At 53.4% G+C, this 16,755-nt stretch carries 18 protein-coding genes and 1 riboswitch; of the genes, 11 read left to right on the top strand and 7 right to left on the bottom strand.

Annotated features, from left to right (window positions below):
- Nucleotide 1: 1 nt before the first annotated feature.
- From KNP02_RS10660 to KNP02_RS10645, 4 genes are all read left to right on the top strand, one after another.
- Complete coding sequence (locus KNP02_RS10660) at nucleotides 2-2,662, top strand: MMPL family transporter (protein WP_214709102.1); 2,661 nt, start codon at nucleotides 2-4, stop codon at nucleotides 2,660-2,662.
- 147 nt (nucleotides 2,663-2,809) lie between these two features.
- Nucleotides 2,810-4,267 carry a methyl-accepting chemotaxis protein gene (locus KNP02_RS10655; protein ID WP_214751520.1) on the top strand — a complete coding sequence of 486 codons (1,458 nt, stop codon included), beginning with the start codon at nucleotides 2,810-2,812 and terminating at the stop codon, nucleotides 4,265-4,267.
- Nucleotides 4,268-4,370: 103 nt separating this feature from the next.
- Entirely contained in the window at nucleotides 4,371-4,655 is a 285-nt protein-coding gene (locus KNP02_RS10650; protein ID WP_214709104.1) for a putative quinol monooxygenase, read from the top strand.
- Nucleotides 4,656-4,669: 14 nt separating this feature from the next.
- Nucleotides 4,670-5,554, top strand: a complete 885-nt coding sequence (locus tag KNP02_RS10645) for a VOC family protein (protein WP_214709112.1) — start codon at nucleotides 4,670-4,672, stop codon at nucleotides 5,552-5,554.
- Nucleotides 5,555-5,574: 20 nt separating this feature from the next.
- On the opposite strand, the gene KNP02_RS10640 is transcribed toward KNP02_RS10645, so the two are convergent.
- Together KNP02_RS10640 and KNP02_RS10635 are read right to left on the bottom strand one after the other, a co-directional pair.
- A complete protein-coding gene (locus KNP02_RS10640) occupies nucleotides 5,575-7,404 on the bottom strand; it encodes an LTA synthase family protein (RefSeq protein ID WP_214709114.1) in 1,830 nt (609 codons plus the stop codon).
- A gap of 113 nt (nucleotides 7,405-7,517) precedes the next feature.
- Nucleotides 7,518-7,916 carry a VOC family protein gene (locus KNP02_RS10635; RefSeq protein WP_214709116.1) on the bottom strand — a complete coding sequence of 133 codons (399 nt, stop codon included), beginning with the start codon at nucleotides 7,914-7,916 and terminating at the stop codon, nucleotides 7,518-7,520.
- Between the two features lie 93 nt (nucleotides 7,917-8,009).
- Between KNP02_RS10635 and KNP02_RS10630 the strand changes: the two genes are divergently transcribed.
- Together KNP02_RS10630 and KNP02_RS10625 are read left to right on the top strand one after the other, a co-directional pair.
- Complete coding sequence (locus tag KNP02_RS10630; protein WP_214709118.1) at nucleotides 8,010-8,510, top strand: YcxB family protein; 501 nt, start codon at nucleotides 8,010-8,012, stop codon at nucleotides 8,508-8,510.
- Nucleotides 8,492-8,971 (top strand): GNAT family N-acetyltransferase, encoded by a 480-nt coding sequence (locus tag KNP02_RS10625; RefSeq protein WP_214709120.1) that lies wholly within the window; start codon nucleotides 8,492-8,494, stop codon nucleotides 8,969-8,971. Before KNP02_RS10630 ends, KNP02_RS10625 begins: the two co-directional genes overlap by 19 nt.
- Here the strand turns inward: KNP02_RS10625 and KNP02_RS10620 are convergent.
- From KNP02_RS10620 to KNP02_RS10610, 3 genes are all read right to left on the bottom strand, one after another.
- Complete coding sequence (locus KNP02_RS10620; RefSeq protein WP_214709122.1) at nucleotides 8,966-9,232, bottom strand: hypothetical protein; 267 nt, start codon at nucleotides 9,230-9,232, stop codon at nucleotides 8,966-8,968. The two genes, KNP02_RS10625 and KNP02_RS10620, sit on opposite strands and share 6 nt — an antisense overlap.
- A gap of 64 nt (nucleotides 9,233-9,296) precedes the next feature.
- Nucleotides 9,297-9,785, bottom strand: coding sequence for an energy coupling factor transporter S component ThiW (thiW, locus tag KNP02_RS10615; RefSeq protein WP_214709124.1), 489 nt, complete (start codon nucleotides 9,783-9,785; stop codon nucleotides 9,297-9,299).
- 64 nt (nucleotides 9,786-9,849) lie between these two features.
- A riboswitch (TPP riboswitch) is annotated at nucleotides 9,850-9,948 on the bottom strand.
- A 24-nt stretch (nucleotides 9,949-9,972) separates the two neighbouring features.
- A complete protein-coding gene (locus KNP02_RS10610) occupies nucleotides 9,973-10,293 on the bottom strand; it encodes a hypothetical protein (protein ID WP_214709126.1) in 321 nt (106 codons plus the stop codon).
- Between the two features lie 42 nt (nucleotides 10,294-10,335).
- Here KNP02_RS10610 and KNP02_RS10605 point away from each other — a divergent pair, with 42 nt between their 5' ends.
- Nucleotides 10,336-11,304 (top strand): aminoglycoside phosphotransferase family protein, encoded by a 969-nt coding sequence (locus KNP02_RS10605; protein WP_214709128.1) that lies wholly within the window; start codon nucleotides 10,336-10,338, stop codon nucleotides 11,302-11,304.
- A gap of 1 nt (nucleotide 11,305) precedes the next feature.
- On the opposite strand, the gene KNP02_RS10600 is transcribed toward KNP02_RS10605, so the two are convergent.
- Together KNP02_RS10600 and KNP02_RS10595 are read right to left on the bottom strand one after the other, a co-directional pair.
- Entirely contained in the window at nucleotides 11,306-12,052 is a 747-nt protein-coding gene (locus KNP02_RS10600) for a hypothetical protein (RefSeq protein WP_214709130.1), read from the bottom strand.
- 92 nt (nucleotides 12,053-12,144) lie between these two features.
- Complete coding sequence (locus KNP02_RS10595) at nucleotides 12,145-12,837, bottom strand: hypothetical protein (protein WP_214709132.1); 693 nt, start codon at nucleotides 12,835-12,837, stop codon at nucleotides 12,145-12,147.
- Between the two features lie 98 nt (nucleotides 12,838-12,935).
- On the opposite strand from KNP02_RS10595, the gene KNP02_RS10590 reads away from it, so the two are divergent.
- The 4 genes from KNP02_RS10590 to KNP02_RS10575 all read left to right on the top strand — a co-directional run bounded on the left by KNP02_RS10590 (nucleotide 12,936) and on the right by KNP02_RS10575 (nucleotide 16,694).
- Nucleotides 12,936-13,856 (top strand): AAA family ATPase, encoded by a 921-nt coding sequence (locus tag KNP02_RS10590; RefSeq protein WP_214709134.1) that lies wholly within the window; start codon nucleotides 12,936-12,938, stop codon nucleotides 13,854-13,856.
- A 3-nt stretch (nucleotides 13,857-13,859) separates the two neighbouring features.
- Nucleotides 13,860-14,912, top strand: coding sequence for a DUF58 domain-containing protein (locus KNP02_RS10585; RefSeq protein ID WP_214751517.1), 1,053 nt, complete (start codon nucleotides 13,860-13,862; stop codon nucleotides 14,910-14,912).
- A 65-nt stretch (nucleotides 14,913-14,977) separates the two neighbouring features.
- Nucleotides 14,978-15,517 (top strand): ribonuclease FAU-1 family protein, encoded by a 540-nt coding sequence (locus KNP02_RS10580; RefSeq protein WP_214709138.1) that lies wholly within the window; start codon nucleotides 14,978-14,980, stop codon nucleotides 15,515-15,517.
- Nucleotides 15,518-15,566: 49 nt separating this feature from the next.
- Nucleotides 15,567-16,694: a tetratricopeptide repeat protein gene (locus tag KNP02_RS10575; RefSeq protein ID WP_214709140.1), complete on the top strand. Its 1,128-nt coding sequence runs from the start codon at nucleotides 15,567-15,569 to the stop codon at nucleotides 16,692-16,694.
- The last annotated feature ends 61 nt before the right edge of the window (nucleotides 16,695-16,755 follow it).

The raw sequence follows: 16,755 nt of genomic DNA, 5'->3' as shown, positions 1-16,755 counted from the left end.
CGTGCATAAAATCATCCAATGGCGCTGGGGCATCTTGATCGGTCTCATCGTCTTGACGGTTGCCTTGTTTGTGATGGCGCCGAACTTGACGAAGCAGGCCGAACAAGCCGGCAGCTTCCAATTATCAGAGGACATGGACTCGCAGCGGGCGCAGGACATCTTGAACGCCGCCGGGAAGAGCGATAAGACGATCTCGCTCGTCTATGAGTTCGAAACGCTCGGTGATGCCGAACGGGCCGATATTTCCCGGGTCATCGACGAGATGAAACAAAACGACACGGTCGTCAAAGACGTACTCGACCCGTTTGAAAGTGAAGAGACGGAAGCACAGCTCGTCTCGGAGGACGGCCGCATTGTGCTCGTCCCAATCACGGTCGAAGGGTCGATGGAAGACATCAACACCTTCGCGGACGACGTGCGGGCGAACATCCTCCCGGAAGACGAGACCGTCTACATCACAGGTGAAGAAATCATCAACAACGATGTGAACTTGAGTGCGCAGGAAGGCTTGAAGAAGACGGAAATCATCACGGTCGTGCTCATTTTCGGACTGCTCCTGCTCGTGTTCCGCTCAATCGTGACGCCGTTCATCCCGCTCATCGCGGTCGGATTCACGTATTTATTGAGCCAATCGTTCGTCGCATTCTTTGTTGATTGGTTTGGTTTCCCGGTCTCGAACTATACGCAGATTTTCCTCGTGGCCATCCTGTTTGGAATCGGGACCGACTACTGTATTTTGCTCCTCAGTCGTTATAAAGAAGAGCTTGGGGCGGGTCACGCGATTGAAGATGCCATCGTCAACACGTACAAAACGGCAGGGCGGACAGTCCTCATCAGCGGTCTCGCCGTGTTCGTCGGCTTTGCGGCTATCGGTTTCGCCGATTTCCCAATCTTCAAATCAGCCGTCGCCGTCGCGGTCGGGATTGCTGTCTTACTGTTAATCTTGTTCACGGTCGTCCCGTTCTTTATGGCGACGCTCAAGCATCGTTTGTTCTGGCCGTCGAAGAAGGCAGGGGAGCACCGCGATAGCCGCCTTTGGGCTGGGTTCAGTCGTCTCTCGGTCAATCGACCGTTCGTCTCGATTTTAGTCGTCGCACTGATCACCGTACCGGTGTTGTTCACGTATGACGACGCCCGGTCGTTCAATACGGTCGACGAGATCGGTGACGATTATGATTCCGTACGTGGGCTCAACTTGATTTCAGAAGGATTCGGGCAAGGAGAGTCGCTCCCGGTCCAAGTCATTCTAAAACAAGATGGCGCGTTGTCTGAAACAGATATTCCGTATATCGAGAAATTCTCGAATGAACTTGAAAAAATCGATGGTGTAAGCGGCGTTCGTTCCGTGACGCGGCCGACGGGTGACGTCATTGATGACTTTTATGTGGATACCCAGCTCGAACAAGTAAGTGCAGGATTGACGGAGGCCGAGACGGGTCTCGGCGACGTCCAAGAAGGACTCGCGCAAGTCGAGTCTGGGCTTGAAGCAATCGTCACTCAACTTCCTGCTGGTTCAGCGAACGCTGGAGCTCCGCTCGCAGAAGCGGCAGCGGGACTTGGTCAATTGAACGCGCAACTTGGATTGATTGGGCAAGGGTTGACGACTTCGCAAAATATTCCTGCGACCGTGGCGGGACTTGGGCAAGTTTCTGCTGGTCTCGGTCAAATTGAAGCAGGTATCAATGAGGCAGCTACGGCGTTAACGGCACAAGGCGCCCAAGTCGGTGAACTCGGAACGGGTCTCGGACAACTCGCTGCTGGTGTCGGTGAAGCGAACGCAGGGCTCGCTCAAATCGAGACAGGTATCAATGAAGCGGCAACATTCCTATCAGACCTCAGTAGCTCGGACAGCCTGCGCGATACGGGCGTCTATCTACCGGAAGGGACGCTCACGTCAGAGGAGTTCGCTCCAGCTGTCGAGCGCTACGTGTTTGACGACGGGACGGCGACACAGCTCGAAGTCATCCTCGAAATGGACCCATATTCGCCGGAAGCGATTGACACGGTCGAGACCGTGAAAGCGACGATGGACCGGGTCGTCACCGATACGCCGTTCGCGGAGGCAACGATTGGGTATGCCGGTATCTCGAGCATTAACAGCGACTTGAATGAGACGTCGACGAACGACTTCAATCGGACCGTCGCCATCATGCTCGTGACGCTCTTTATCGTCTTGACGGTGTTGTTCCGCTCGATGATCATGCCGCTCTACATGATCGGGTCGCTCTTATTGACGTATTATACGTCAGCAGCCATCACAGAGCTCATCTTTGTCGAAGGACTCGGTTATGACGGCATCAGTTGGGCTGTTCCGTTCTTCGGGTTCGTCATGTTAATCGCCCTCGGCATCGACTATTCGATTTTCCTGCTCGATCGGTTCCGCGAGGAGTCGATCAACGGGATGACGGTGCGCGACGCGCTCGTCCATTCGATGACGAAGATGGGGACGGTCATCATGACCGCGGCCGTCATTCTTGCCGGTACGTTCGGGGCGATGATTCCGTCTGGCGTGCTCAGTCTCGTCCAGATTGCGACGATCGTTATCACCGGACTGTTGTTATACGGATTGATTGTGTTGCCACTGCTCATCCCAGCGATCACCGTATCGTTCGGGGACGGGGTATGGTGGCCATTTAAACAAAAAAGTAAAGATAGAGACTAAATTTTGCGATGGACAGCACAACAATTGTTGTGCTGTTTTTATTTGTTGAGTCAATGTCAGCGAAATGGAGAAAGACGGACTTGAGATTAATAAAAATACGCCGAAATATAATATAGATCTTTATTCTATTGAAAGTAGGTAACAATTATGGTGAATCATTTTGAAAAAATGAGTTCGTTGTTTGTATCGCGCATGGTGATTATTTTATTTTTCCTCTCTTATCCGATCATGGGTGTTTTGTATTGGATGGGGGAGCTCGCGGGGCAAGGCGCAGTCAATTTTATTCTGATAGGTGGTGTCATTCAAGCCGCATCATGGCTGGGCCATCGCTTCTATGTGGAACATACTTGGTTGAAGTATGGGCTCGTCACGTTGATGTACATTGCAGCTTCAGCAATTATCTTGACGCTGCCAGGTACTACGATTCAAAATATCGTCTTTCTGTATATCGTATTGATGTTGATGTACTTGAATCGGCATCTTGTGCTGTACGGCAGCATTCTCGCGTTTATCGTATCGGTCGGAGCTGTATTGATTGGGCGCTTTTCATTTGAAACGCCGCTCGATCTCGTCATTTGGTTCACTGTGCTCACAATGGCTTTGTCTGGCGCATACTTTGTGTCATTCTTTGGTGCGAAGTTGTTACATGAGACGTTCACGCAACAAGAAAAGTCAGAACAACACGCTAGCGAACTCGAGCTAACGATGGCGAAGACGACAGCGAGTGCGACCACACTTCATGGGGCCGTCTTCACGATGAATGATTCAGTCGACTCTGTCACAAATGCTTCGGAGCAAGTGACAGAACAAATCGGTTTGATGACGAAACGGACGTCGGAACAAGCAGGTCTGATTCAAAACGTCGCTTCGCAAATTCGTTCAACTGTACAGGCGTTTGAGCGGATGCAACAACAGCTCCAGGAGACGACGTCTCAAGTGAGTGGGGTCTTGCAGGACGCTCATGTATCGCATGAAAATATGGACTCGACAGAACGGTCGCTCGCTGAACTGAACTTAAGTATCAGTGAAGTCAATCATGCGTTTAAAGGATTGGCGGAGCGTTTCCAAGAAGTGCGGACCATCACGGGTACGATCCAGCAGATTTCGTCTCAGACGAACCTGCTGTCGCTCAACGCTTCAATTGAAGCAGCGCGAGCGGGGGAACACGGAAAAGGATTTGCAGTCGTCGCGTCCGAAATTCGGAATCTGTCGGCTCAAACGGCCCAAGCCTCATCTCAAATCAATGATATTATCCAACTCGTCATGCAGGAGGTGCAAGTGACGGAACGTGCAATCGACGGTAGTACAGAACGTTTATCGACGCAGGAAGAACAAGTACGTAAGAGCGGAACATCGATTCTCTCCATGATCCAAACGACAGGAACGGTCGCAAGCACCGTGGATGAGACGTCGACACAGCTCCAAGTCGTCGCATCAGAACTGAATAAAGTTCACCAAGTGACTTCCCAAATGTCAGCACTAATGACAGCGCTCGAAGTGAACAGTCAAGACGTTCATGTGCTGACGATGTCACAGCAAGAAGCGTTAGCTTCGTTGAAAGATCAAATTGAAGAACTGAACGAGATTGCGAACGAACTCGTCTAAACGATGGACACGCCTTTACAAATAGGCGTGTCCATTTGCGTATACATCTCTTCCAAAACGGGAACAGTTTTTGCGTCAGTCCTAAAATGAGGAGGAATCGCATATGGCAATTACAATCACCGCTATCTTGAAGGCACATCCGGGGAAAGAAGAGGCGTTGCGGCAAGCGCTCGACGAGGTCATCCCCCCGTCGAGACAAGAAGAGGGATGTTTGACGTATGTGCTTCATGAGTCGATCGACGCCCCAGGTACGTTTGTGTTTTATGAGCAATATGAAGACGAGACGGCGCTCGACCATCACATCAACTCACCACATTATCAAGCATACCGAAAGGCAGCCGAGACGCTGCTCGCCGTCCGTGATGTGTATCGTCTGCGTGAAGTCTGAAAGGAGTCAATCCGATGATTACCCAATCGATTATCCCGTGCATTTGGTTTGAAGGTGACGTCGAGGCGATTGCGGAGTGGTACGTGTCGAAGTTTCCGGATTCATTCGTCGACTATACGACGAAACTGACGGATACACCTTCCGGGGAGACGACGGTTGTGACCGTCTCGCTGGCAGGACAGTTCATTCAACTGCTCGGGGCGGGTCCGTTGAAGGAACGCAACCCGTCCATCTCGTATATGGTTGCGTTCCCGACGTCGGAAGAAGTAGAGACGCTATGGAACGAGCTTGTGGAGGGGGCAGACGTGCTCATGCCGCTCGATACGTATGACTTCAGCGAGCGCTACGGCTGGTTAAAAGACAAACACGGTGTCTCTTGGCAAATCATGCATAGCGGCGGGATGGACATCCAGACGGTGACCCCATGCTTTTTGTTCGTCGGGGACGTCTTCGGGCGCGCTGAGGCGGCCATGAACGACTGGATTTCCATCTTCCCGGATTCGTACGTGCTGGAAGACCATCTGATCCGTTACGAGGCGACAGACGGACCGGAGTTGGAAGGGAAGCTCAATTACGCCCGCTTCGTCTTGTCCGGACGCGAGTTCGTCACCATGGATAGCGCGGAACATCATCAATTCGCGTTCAACGAGATGCAGTCACTGATCGCGTTTTGTGAGTCGCAAGCCGAGATTGATGACTACTGGGCCAAACTGTCGGCTGTCCAGGAAGCAGAACAGTGCGGCTGGCTTAAGGACCGGTATGGCGTCTCCTGGCAAATTGTGCCGTGGGAGATGGAAGAGATGATGACGACCGGAACAAAGGAGCAGTTGGCGCGCGTGACAGAAGCGTTCTTGCCGATGAAAAAAATTGATATCAAGACGTTACGAAACGTCTACTGACAAAAAACAAGCCGTCCCGATTACTTCGGAGCGGCTTGTTTGTCGTTTTGTTGGAAATTGGACAGTGCGTCCTTCTCGATGATCGTATCGGATAAACGGAGCTGTTCGATGGCCTCGTCAATATACGGTTCGCATGCTTGAAGCGGCAAGTCATCGCCGGTCTCGACCGAATAACACATGCCGCTACCGACCGGCTCCGTCAAATCCGGGACGAAATAGAGGTCGTCGTAGCGGAAGGAGCCGTTCCGGAACACGGTCAAATTCGGCTCATCGTCGAGGAGCGAGCGTCCGAGCATATACGTCGGTGTCATCCCAAGCAAATCGAGGATGGTCGGGGCCAGGTCGACTTGCCCGCCGCTCGCCTGCACCGTCTGACCTCGTTCGAGCCCGGCCGGTTTGATGAATAACGGGACGGAGCGGTCAAGCTGGAACAAATCGACCGTAGAGTCGGCATCTGCTTTTACGGCCATCTCGTCACCGGCAGCGGTCAATCCGCTGTCGTGGTCACCATAAAAGACGACGAGGGTGTTGTCCCACTTCTCGTCTGCTTTCAATTGTTCGACCATAAGACCGACGGCGGCATCGCTGTAGTGGACTGTGTGGTAATAGTCCTCGAGGAGCGAGTCGTCGTACCCCGACAAATCCAATCGTTTCTCCTCGTCCGGAATCTCATATGGCGTATGGCTCGTCAACGCGACCATGAAGGAATAAAACGGCTCGTCCAACGTGTCCAAATGGTCGACTGACGTCGTCAGGAACTCCTTGTCACCGACCGCCATCCCGATGACAGGCTTCGTCGGATAATCGTCTTGATGGAAGAAATGGTTGTAGCCGATTTGCTCATAAAAGTTGGCGCGGTTCCAAAACTCCTTGTCGAATGCATGCATCGCGGCCGTGTCATAACCAGCGCGCCGTAATTGCTCCGGCAAGGCGTCGAACGTGTTCGTGGCGTATTGCGTATACACCGACCCCGATTGGACGGGATAGAGCGAGGCGTTGACGGTAAATTCCGCATCGGACGTCCGGCCCTCGTGCGTCTGATGATAAAAATTCGGGAAGTACAGCATCTCGTCGCGAAGCGCATTCAAATTCGGGGTCAGTTCTTGACCGTTGACGGTCTGGCCGATGACGGACGTTTGGAACGACTCGAGCTGAACGACGATGACGTTCGTGTCGGCTGTAGCCTCGACCGGTTCGGTCGCCAACGCTTCGATTTGGCCGCGCTCCCGTTCCGTCAGGTCGTCACCGAGGTTCAACGCGTCGCGAAGGCCACGGAACGTATCGAGCCCGTGATAGCCCCAAAATCCGAACTGATAATACTCACGCATATTCGAAATCGGGGTCTTGCGATGGTCTGCCTCGGCGTAATGAACGGCGGTTGGAACGGTAAAGACGATGAGGCCGATCAGAAAGCCGGAAGCTGCCAAACGGCGACCGAGGCGTTTCGATTCCGTGATGGGGTGTCGCTTCATATAGACGAGGATAGCCGCGTAGACGAGCAAATCCGTGAACAAGATGAAGTCGGGTGCTTGAATCAATGTCAAAAATCCGCCCCCGACGTCTCCCATCTGGCCGATATCAGACAGTAGGGCGACCGACAGCAAGTTGCCGAAATAGCGGTAATACCAGACGTCCGAGATGAGTAGCGTGCTGTGCAGAAACAGCGACGCGAACAAAATCCAGCGACGTGTCTGTGGTTTTACGAGTAGCGCCCAACTCGTCATCATCAAGATGGTCGCGAGGTTGATGAATAGAAAAGGTAGGTCGAACGCGCTCGCGGTCAACAGGCTGAAGAGGAACAGCTTGGCGAGGGAGAGCGATAAGTAACTCCAATAATCGAGATATTTCATGAAAGGCCTCCAAACGGTACGGACAAAGTGTGTTCTTTGTCTTGTACCTGTTCGAAGACGGCGAAAAACATGAGGGTGTGCGATTTTGGCAATAAAAAAAGCAAGGCAGCGCCTCACTTGATGACAAACGTGTCCCGGAGCTCGATAATCGTGCCTTCCGGGGCTTTTAATTTACTCAAATGACCATCAACGACGAAGTAGATGTTCCCGCCGTGCTTTGGTAGGAACGTTACACCGAGGTCCTCGAGGCGCCGCACTTCTGTTTCGAGGTCATCGACATAAAGCGCGAAGTGGACCGGGCCGGCCACGTGCTTCGAATAAGGCGACAACGTCTCGTCGACTTTTGCCGTTTGAAGCTCGATATAAAAGTCACCGAGTTTGAGCCAGCTGTTGAACGCTCGGGTGTGGAAGTCGGGTGACTCTTGGACGAGCTCGAAGCCGAGCGCCTCATAGAATCGTTTGGACGCCTCGTAATCGGGCGTTTGGATGCAGAGATGGTGGATTTGTTTCATGATGTCACTCCTTTCTTTTAGTTTATCCAATCAACGTTCTGAACGGAACATTTCTTCACGTGAGACGTATAGGACACCGAGGAGGGAATGATGATGAAAATCCAATACGAATTGACAGAAGACGACTATATCCGGTTCAACTTGAGCCATATTAAACGTTCGAAGACAGGAAAGCGGATGATTCTCCTGCAGCGAATCATCGGACCACTTATCTTTTTAGGCGCTGCTTTCGTGCTGGCGACGTGGCTCCAAGAGACGGACTGGTGGCTATATGGCATATACGGGGTCGCGAGTATTCTTTGGTTCCTGTATTATCCGAAATACTTTGAACGGCATGTCCGGAAGCAGACGCGGCGTCTCATCGACGAACGCAGCAACGAAGGCATGATTGGTCCCCACACGATGGATTTGGAGGAGACTGGTCTGCGCGATTTAAACGAATTCGGCGAGGCGCGTGTGTCATGGGCAGGAATCAAGGAAGTCGTCGAGGAGGACGATTATGTGTATCTATACAACTCCTCGGTCAGCGCCTATATCTTGCCGAAGCGCGGACTAGACATGGAAGAGGTGCGCCGATGGCTGCCGATACGCTGACGATTCAACTCGTCGAGGAAACGAACCGGGATGCCTTAGTCGCCTTGACCGTCGCTTCTGACCAAGCCCGTTTTATCGAAACGAACGCCGAATCGCTCCGCGAGATGGAAACCGATGTCAAATATGCGTGGCAGTGCTATGCACTTTGTCGCGATGATCATCCCGTCGGCTTCATGATGATTGGGGCCGAGAACAAGGTGGAGCGTTACATCTGGCTCGATCGATTTATGATCGATGTGACAGAGCAAGGGAAAGGAATCGGGTCACGCTTTTTACAGTTGGCACTCGTGTGGATTCAAGAGCGATTCGATGTGGATGACCTCATCCTCAGTCTCCATCCGACGAACGAACCGGCGAAACGATTTTATGCGAAGGGTGGATTTGTCGACAGCGGCTTGATTGATGAGGCAAACGGGGAAGAGATTTGGGTGTATCACGTCAAACAGGGACAGCCGTCATAAGTCGGCCGTCCCTGTTTTCGTCGTCGTTGAGCCTTGAACAGCACTGCCCGCTTTGAAAAAGAGGAAGATGGCAGCCACTCCGAAAATCGAGATGAACACGTTTTGAAGCAACACATCGACGAACATCGGCTCGCTGGAAAACGTGCCTGTCGCAATCTGAGCATTCCAGCGGGTGAACGTGGCGATGCGTTCGAGCGTGTACAAGAGACCGGACATGAACAGGCAAGCGGTGGCCGCCAATAATAGCGTCAATCGATTCAAGAAATGACCTCCCAGTATGTGTTATCCTGATTTTACCATTTTTTTCAGCGGGGGGAACTCCTATTTATCGTTTCACCGTGAGCGGTCGTAATTGCTTGACCCGAGCCAAGACGATCCAGCCGAGCACGGCGCCAGTCACACTCGACGCAAGGAAGGCCGGGAAGAAGAACAGTGCCCCGAACTCGCTCCCCATCAACACCTTGGCGTACGGGACGGCGACGAGCGAGGCGATGAGCCCTGTCCCGATGACTTCACCGAATGCGGCGAAGGCGAGGCGGTTCGTCTTCATATAGAAGACCCCGGCCAAAAGCGCCCCAATCATACCTCCGGGAAAGGCCAAGAGCGACCCGGTACCGGTCATGACACGGACGATTCCGGTCACGAACGCAACGAGAACGGCCCCGATCGGCCCGACGGTGACGGCGGCGATGACGTTCACCATATGTTGAATCGGATAGGCACGGGCGACACCGGTCGGAATCGAGATGAACAGGGAACCGATGACGGCGATGGCGATGAGCATCGCCATCCAAGTGAGTTGTTGAATACGCATAGATAGTCTCCTTTCAAAATGAAAACGCCACTTCTCCAAGTGGAAAAGTGGCGTGGAAAGACAGACGAATCCCACACCACTTCCCTACGCTGGTATGAGCCAGATCAGGTTCGAAGGGTCCGGCGCATGCCGTCTCAGCCCGAAGGCTCCCCTAGTGGTCGTTTATTAACATGAGTATAGCATACCGTCACTTGACGCGGTCGAGCTTTCGTGGTCGGAACGCGACATAGATGATGCCGACGAACAGGCCGTACAACAAAAGGGAGAAGACGAGATTGATCAGCCACGGGAGTGTCCCCATGAACACGGCGACGGACGCGTTTTGAAACCAGACGAGCGAGAGCGACAGCCCGACAAAGCTGAGAACGAGCGTTGTCCAAAAGCCGACAGCTCGGCGCTTGAACAGACGCCAAACGAGCAGCCCGATGATGAGACTGACGACGGCCGTCGCCCCTAAGTACATATACAAGATGGCATCGACCGGGTATGAGTAATATACAACGTCCATATCGTTTCCTCCTAGGAGATGATGAAAGAAAGGGTGAAAAGGATGAGACAGGCAATCCCATGGCGTGAACGATCGTTTCGTGAACGGTTCGAACGATGGATTGAGACAAACGTGCCGAATGCGAGGTGGCACGTGATCAAAGATACCGATTTGACGTACTTGCTTGTTGGCGCGCTCAATGAGGAACGTTACTACGCCAAAGCGGTGACCGATATCAGCCGCGGCGAAGCCAATCTGTTGGCGTTTCTGGCCGAGCGGCATCCTGATTTCGTCCCTGACGTCATCGCCATCGATTCAGCCCGGAACTGGTTGCTCATGCGAGATATCGGCGGAGAGGCGTTACGTGAACGACCGGACGTGAGTCGATACGAAGCGGCGTTGCGTCAATACGCACAGCTGCAGCGACAGGAGATCGACCAGATCGAGACCTGCTTGTCTTACGGCATCCCGGACCGCCGACCGGCCAAGTTGAAGGGCGAAATTCGCACGTATTTACCTGAGCTCTGCGCCGGGCTCGAGCAATACAAAGCCGAGGCCATGCTCGCGCTTCAAGATGAATTGATCGCGATGTGCGATGAGCTGGCGATTGGGATGCCGATGAGTCTCGAGCACGGTGATTTGCACGGCGGCAACATCTTCTGGCGGGAACGGACGAATGATTTGTGTATCCTCGACTGGGGCGACGCGACCGTCACGCATCCGTTTTTCAGCGTGCGCGTGTTTTGGAACGCGCTGTACGACTTATTGCCGGAAGAAGACGAGGTCGCCTGGTATGAACAGATTCAAACGATGCGTACGGTTTACTTGGAAGCGTGGAGCGGCGTCGCACCCGAAGACGTGCTTTGGCGTCACTTGTTGATCGCCGAAGAGCTCGGTTGCGTCTATCGTGCCTTGTCGTGGCATGTATATGTGACGAGGTACCGGTACGATGTAGCTGAGTCGAGCGATAAGCCGGCGCAATGGCTCAATTTGCTACTCGAGTACCGGGACTTGAAACGGCGCTTCCCCTAAGTCATTCATGTTTCTCGAGTAGGTTTTCATAATCCGTCTCGCTCCAAAACAGCGGAGCAATCGACTCCGGTCCTTTGAAGATCTCACCGTCCCGGTCATAGACGATGGCGTAGCCACCCTCGACCTCAAAGACGATCAAATCGGCTTTCACTTCCTTGACCCCGTTCCCCGCGATGATGACGTTCTCGAGCGGGTCACGCGCGACTTGCACGCCCCATTCGTCGAGCTCGACGATGAGCGCGGATGTGTAGGCGTGGCGATTATAGAGCGCCTGAAACTCGTCTTCGGTCAAAACGACGTCCGTCGGCGGGGCACTCGTCCCATATTTTCGTTTCTCGATTTCTTCGACGAATTGAAGGAACGATGCTTCTTGCCAAAACAGCGGCGCGACCGACTCGGGACCGTTGGCGATGTCTCCGTTCGCGCTCTCATAGACGGTGGCGTACGTGCCGTCGTCAAGTTTGAACGGATGAATGTCGGCGTATGTATGCTGGATGCCGTCGCCGGCGATGACGACGTGCTCGAACGTCTCGCGGAACGGGGTGAGTCCATCGTTCTCGAGTGCCGTCAAGAGCGGCGCTACTTTTTCGTATTGGTCGAAGATGTCTTTAAAATCTTCTCGCGTCCAAGCGGTGATGTCTTCGGACGACGGCTCATTTGTATCGGCTGGGACGATGGGTTGCTCAACGGAATCGGTGCACCCGGTCAATAAAAACACACTGAATCCGAGTAGGCCTAGGCGTTTCATCAATCAAACCTCCTAAGAAAGTTACATTTTTTTCCTGTTATCAATGAGCGTAGCATGTTTGCCAGTCATTGAGAACCCGGGTACTTTCTCGCTCAGGGTTGCCGCTTCAAGTAACGGTCGAGTGCCTCGTGAAATCGTTGTTGTTGCTCGAACTGGATGTCATGATCGGATGCGGGACCATAGCGAATCAGATGATAGAGCGAGGCATCGATATCTGTCAGCTCGATGCGCTCGAACCAGTCGACGACCGTCTCATTCGTCCGAAGTTTTAACTCAGGGGCGAGCGACGCGTTGAACGTGATCAGCCAATCCCTCAGTTCGATATTCGTGAGCATCGGGAACGTCCGTGCCTTAATCGATGTGTCCGCGTTGAGAGACAGTGGCGCAAAAGCATTCTGTCTACTAGAAAACGTGAATCCTTTCCCCCGTCGACGACGCAGCCATCTACGCACGCCATAGACGGTCAACCCGATGGCGGCAAGGAAGGCGAACAATGTGCCGAGTCCGCCTGGGGCATCACCATTCCCGCTACCAAATTTGAATTTGAGCATGTCTTCCTTCACTTGCCGTTCTCCATCGTTTCCCTTCTCATCGGTAGAACCCAAATCAATACCACCTTTTGGCGGTGGTGCCTCTTCTGGCTTGCCCATTTCGATCACACTACTTGGAGCAGGTGTATTGATTGTTTGGAACCAACTGAACGTCTCCTTGCTGATAAAGACGAACATCACTACGAGACAAGCTGTCACAACAAGGAACCCTATAAATCGAGATGACCACTTCATCCTTTCCCTCCTTATCGGAATGTTCAGACTATTTATTGTCTATATTACCATAAACAGGTAAACTTCGAATAAGTCATCTACCAACGGAGGGGAACGAAATGGGAATCGAAGCGGTCATCAAACAGTTGAATGAAGTGTATTTAGGGAAAGAAGAAGTCGTTCGTCTCTGCTGCACGGCACTTCTCGCCGAAGGACATATCTTGCTCGAGGACGTACCTGGAACTGGGAAGACGTTGCTCGCCAAAGCGATTGCCGGCAGTTTGGACGGGTCATTCTCGCGCATCCAATTTACGGCCGATTTGCTCCCGTCCGACGTCATCGGGACCGACTACTTCAATATGCAGACGCAAGGACTTGACCATCGGCAAGGTCCGATTTTCGCGAACATCGTCTTGATTGATGAAATCAACCGGGCCGTCCCGCGCACCCAGTCGGCGCTGTTAGAAGCGATGGAGGAACGACAAGTGTCAATCGGCGGGAAGACGTATCCGATGCCGAAGCCGTTTTTCGTCATCGCGACGCAAAACCCGATTGAATCGGCTGGGACGTTCCCTCTTCCGGACGCGCAACTCGACCGGTTCCTCATCTCGATTCCGGTCGGCTATCCGGAAGCCGCCGAAGAGCGAGAACTGTTGTTGCAAGTGTTGACCGAGACCCGCAAACAAATCGAGGCCGTGACGTCACTCGCCTCGCTGCAAGAAGCGCAGGCCGAGACGAGACAAGTCGCGATTCAAGACGATGTCCTCGATTACATGCTCGGTCTCGTCCATGCGACCCGGGGCCATGCGTCCGTCGAGGTCGGGGTCAGTCCACGCGGCGCAATCGCGTTGCTCCGTGCTTGTCAAAGCTATGCCTATTTGGCCGGCCGGCTGTATGTCATCCCGGAAGACGTCAAAGCCGTGGCGCCGTACGTCCTCGCCCATCGGATCAGCTTGACGCTTGAAGGCGGCATCAAGTCGACAAAAGCGAACGTCATCGCACACATTTTAGACACCGTGCCCGTGCCGGTCGAGGGCTGACGGATGATCCTGTCCACGCACGTTTGGTTGCAGCGACGGCTCCTACCTATATATCTTGTGAGCGGAGCCATGCTCGTGTTCTTCCCGTACGTATACGGATTGGGTTACATATGCTTCATTGTAGCGAGTGCGATTTGGATGCTGGAGCGGACGCGGCAACAACTCGAGCGGCATATCGATCTCCAGTTCACGCAATACGAAGAACTGCTGTTTGTCGGGGACGAGAGTCGGCTCGTATTGGTTGTCGATGGGGTGGGCGAGTTGGACCGGCTCGGACTACCGCTTCGCATTCGTTTGAAGGCGAGCTCAGGAATAATCTTTCCGGCGCATGAGCACCTTCCGAACGTGCTCGACTATGAGGTCGATGTCGGTCGCGCCCGCCACGAATTGGTCGTGCGCGCCGAGTATCGAGGTCCAGCCACGTTCGAGGAATGCGTCATCGCCGTCACGCTTCCGTTCCGTCTCGGGACATATTTGTATGAACGACCGGTCGATATAGAGTGGACCGTCCTTCCATCGCTCCTGTTGCATCCACCGGTCGGGACGAAGCGGCTAGCGCTTGGGGACCGGCCGCTCTTGGCGTCACCGCTTCGAAATCCGTTGCAACTAATCGGGTCGAAACCGTATGAAGGGGAACCGGTGAAGGAGATTGATTGGTATGCGACGGCCAAACTTGGACGACTGCAGTCAAAAGTATTTCAACAGACGACGCTCGATACGTTCACGTTTGCCTTGGATTTGAATGGTCCGTCCGGTTATACGCTCCATCACGACTTCGAATCGCTCATCAGCCAAACCGCCTTCGTCACATCGCGCCTGTTAAAAGAGGACTGCAAAATCGAGTTGTTCTTGAATCGATTCAATGAGGATGGGACGATGCTCCATGTCCCGTTGCAGGAAGGTGAGCGCGGCATACGATTCATCTTGCTGCAGTTGGCGACCATCCACCCAGGCAACCGGTTCATCTCGACCGACGCTTTTACGCGGATGGTCGAGCGAAAACGATTGAAGCAAAGCCACCTCGTCTCGTTCAATCAACACAATCTGTACGATTGAACAGGGGAATGTCGGATTTTGGCGAACTCTTTACGTATGAAATTGGGTCAAAAGGAGAGAGACATATGCCAAAACGGAAATTTGCCAATCGCCGGGACTGGGAACGCATCTTACAACATCGCTACGCGCAAATGGAGGTACATGATGACCGTTTCTCCGGGACCGTCGCCTTGTTTCAAATCGACGCGGTCCGCGCACCTCAATATAAGATGCATAAAGGAGAAGAGTTCATCGTCGCCGATGCCGGATACGCTTGGCTACAATACTTCCCGGACGACGAGCCGTTCGGTGTGACCGTCATGTTTAATGAGGAAGGGCAAATCGTTCAATGGTACATCGATATCGTCGAAGCAATCGGATATGAGGATGGAATCCCGTATATGGACGACTTGTTGCTCGATATCCTTATCTTCCCGAACGGGGACGTTGTCCGTAAAGACGAGGACGAGTTCGAGGAAGCGACGGAGGCCGGAGAACTGACGCCGGAGCTCGTCGAGCAGGGCTGGCGTGACTTCCATGCGACGCTCGACCGGATTGAACGGAACGACTTCGTCTATTTCGACTTGGCGAACGAGCATTACACCGAATTGAAGCAAAAACTTTGAACGGCCTGTTCCCTTTGGTACAGTGAAAGAAAAAACAAGGGGACGAATCATGAAAATCATCAATATCGAGACGTGGTCGCGCAAGAAGCACTACGAATTCTTCAAGGCGTTCGACGCTCCGCATTTCAACGTGACGGCGAGCGTTGATGTGACGAAGTTACATACGCACGCCAAACGGACCGGCCAGTCGTTCTTTAAACTGTTCTTGTACGGTGCCGTCAAGACGGCGAATGCCATCCCGGAGCTTCGCTACCGCATTCGCGGCGACGAGGTCATCGAGCACGACGTCGTACATCCGTCCTTTACTGTCATGATGGATGATGACGTCTTCAATTTTTGCACGGCAACGTATAAAGACGCGTTTCCGGACTTCATGGAAGAAGTGACGGCCCGGATGAGCGGAGCGAAACGGGAAGTCGTCGTCGGCGACGATGAGCCGGACAGTCTGCTTTACATCACGAGCGTGCCTTGGGTCACGTTCACGAGCATCAGCCACCCGACACACGATCAGCAGCATGATACGGTGCCGCGCATCGCCTGGGGCAAATTCACGGAGACCGGTGACCGGATGACGATGCCGCTCTCGGTCCAAGCGCATCATGCCCTCGTCGATGGCGTCCATGTCGGTCGCTATTACGAATTGTTGCAAGCGTGGCTTGATGACTTGAGTGACTTGGAAATTCAAACCTCAGAGGAGAAGGGGCTCGACGAAGCGATTCGTCTCCGCGAGATCGGAGAGCTCGAACGGGCAAAGCAGCTGTTCCTGATGTTGCTCCGACAAGACGAGAAGAACCCACGCCTGCATGCCCATTGCGCCTGGTGTTATGACTCGCTCGGGGAAGAGCGTCAAGCCGTCCCGCATTATGAACGGGCAATCCGGCTCGGCCTCGCCGGCGAAGAGCTTCGGGAGACGTATATCGGACTCGGCAGCACGTATCGGGCGCTCGGCCGCTATGAGGACGCTGAGGCGTTGTTTGCCAAGGCGATTGAGCAGTTCCCAGACATCGGGGCGCTCAAAGTGTTCCAGGCGATGACCCGCTATAACCTCGGTCGCCATAAGGAAGCGACCGGTACGTTGCTCGAACTGCTCGCAAGCCCGGAGCCGGATGACAGCATCAAACGGTATCGTCGCGCCATTGCGTTTTATGCGCGTAACTTGGACAAGACATATGACTGAAACGACAAGACGAGGCAACTCGTCTTTTTTTTGAGACGAATTGATTGACTCATCAAATTTA

The sequence above is a fragment of the Exiguobacterium sp. s40 genome (assembly GCF_018617905.1).
GTDB lineage: Bacteria > Bacillota > Bacilli > Exiguobacteriales > Exiguobacteriaceae > Exiguobacterium > Exiguobacterium mexicanum_A.
The sequence above is the reverse complement of the archived record's forward strand: the minus strand, read 5'-3'. Positions and strand labels throughout refer to the sequence as shown.

Excerpts from the sequence above, each read along its gene's own strand:
- KNP02_RS10600 (WP_214709130.1), bottom strand. The coding sequence starts at position 12,052 with ATGAAACGCCTAGGCCTACTCGGATTCAGTGTGTTTTTATTGACCGGG.
- KNP02_RS10635 (WP_214709116.1), bottom strand. The coding sequence starts at position 7,916 with ATGAAACAAATCCACCATCTCTGCATCCAAACGCCCGATTACGAGGCG.
- KNP02_RS10605 (WP_214709128.1), top strand. The coding sequence starts at position 10,336 with ATGAGACAGGCAATCCCATGGCGTGAACGATCGTTTCGTGAACGGTTC.
- KNP02_RS10625 (WP_214709120.1), top strand. The coding sequence starts at position 8,492 with ATGGCTGCCGATACGCTGACGATTCAACTCGTCGAGGAAACGAACCGG.
- KNP02_RS10575 (WP_214709140.1), top strand. The coding sequence starts at position 15,567 with ATGAAAATCATCAATATCGAGACGTGGTCGCGCAAGAAGCACTACGAA.
- KNP02_RS10655 (WP_214751520.1), top strand. The coding sequence starts at position 2,810 with ATGGTGAATCATTTTGAAAAAATGAGTTCGTTGTTTGTATCGCGCATG.
- KNP02_RS10585 (WP_214751517.1), top strand. The coding sequence starts at position 13,860 with ATGATCCTGTCCACGCACGTTTGGTTGCAGCGACGGCTCCTACCTATA.
- KNP02_RS10580 (WP_214709138.1), top strand. The coding sequence starts at position 14,978 with ATGCCAAAACGGAAATTTGCCAATCGCCGGGACTGGGAACGCATCTTA.
- KNP02_RS10645 (WP_214709112.1), top strand. The coding sequence starts at position 4,670 with ATGATTACCCAATCGATTATCCCGTGCATTTGGTTTGAAGGTGACGTC.
- KNP02_RS10610 (WP_214709126.1), bottom strand. The coding sequence starts at position 10,293 with ATGGACGTTGTATATTACTCATACCCGGTCGATGCCATCTTGTATATG.
- KNP02_RS10630 (WP_214709118.1), top strand. The coding sequence starts at position 8,010 with ATGAAAATCCAATACGAATTGACAGAAGACGACTATATCCGGTTCAAC.
- thiW (WP_214709124.1), bottom strand. The coding sequence starts at position 9,785 with ATGCGTATTCAACAACTCACTTGGATGGCGATGCTCATCGCCATCGCC.
- KNP02_RS10595 (WP_214709132.1), bottom strand. The coding sequence starts at position 12,837 with ATGAAGTGGTCATCTCGATTTATAGGGTTCCTTGTTGTGACAGCTTGT.
- KNP02_RS10590 (WP_214709134.1), top strand. The coding sequence starts at position 12,936 with ATGGGAATCGAAGCGGTCATCAAACAGTTGAATGAAGTGTATTTAGGG.
- KNP02_RS10640 (WP_214709114.1), bottom strand. The coding sequence starts at position 7,404 with ATGAAATATCTCGATTATTGGAGTTACTTATCGCTCTCCCTCGCCAAG.
- KNP02_RS10650 (WP_214709104.1), top strand. The coding sequence starts at position 4,371 with ATGGCAATTACAATCACCGCTATCTTGAAGGCACATCCGGGGAAAGAA.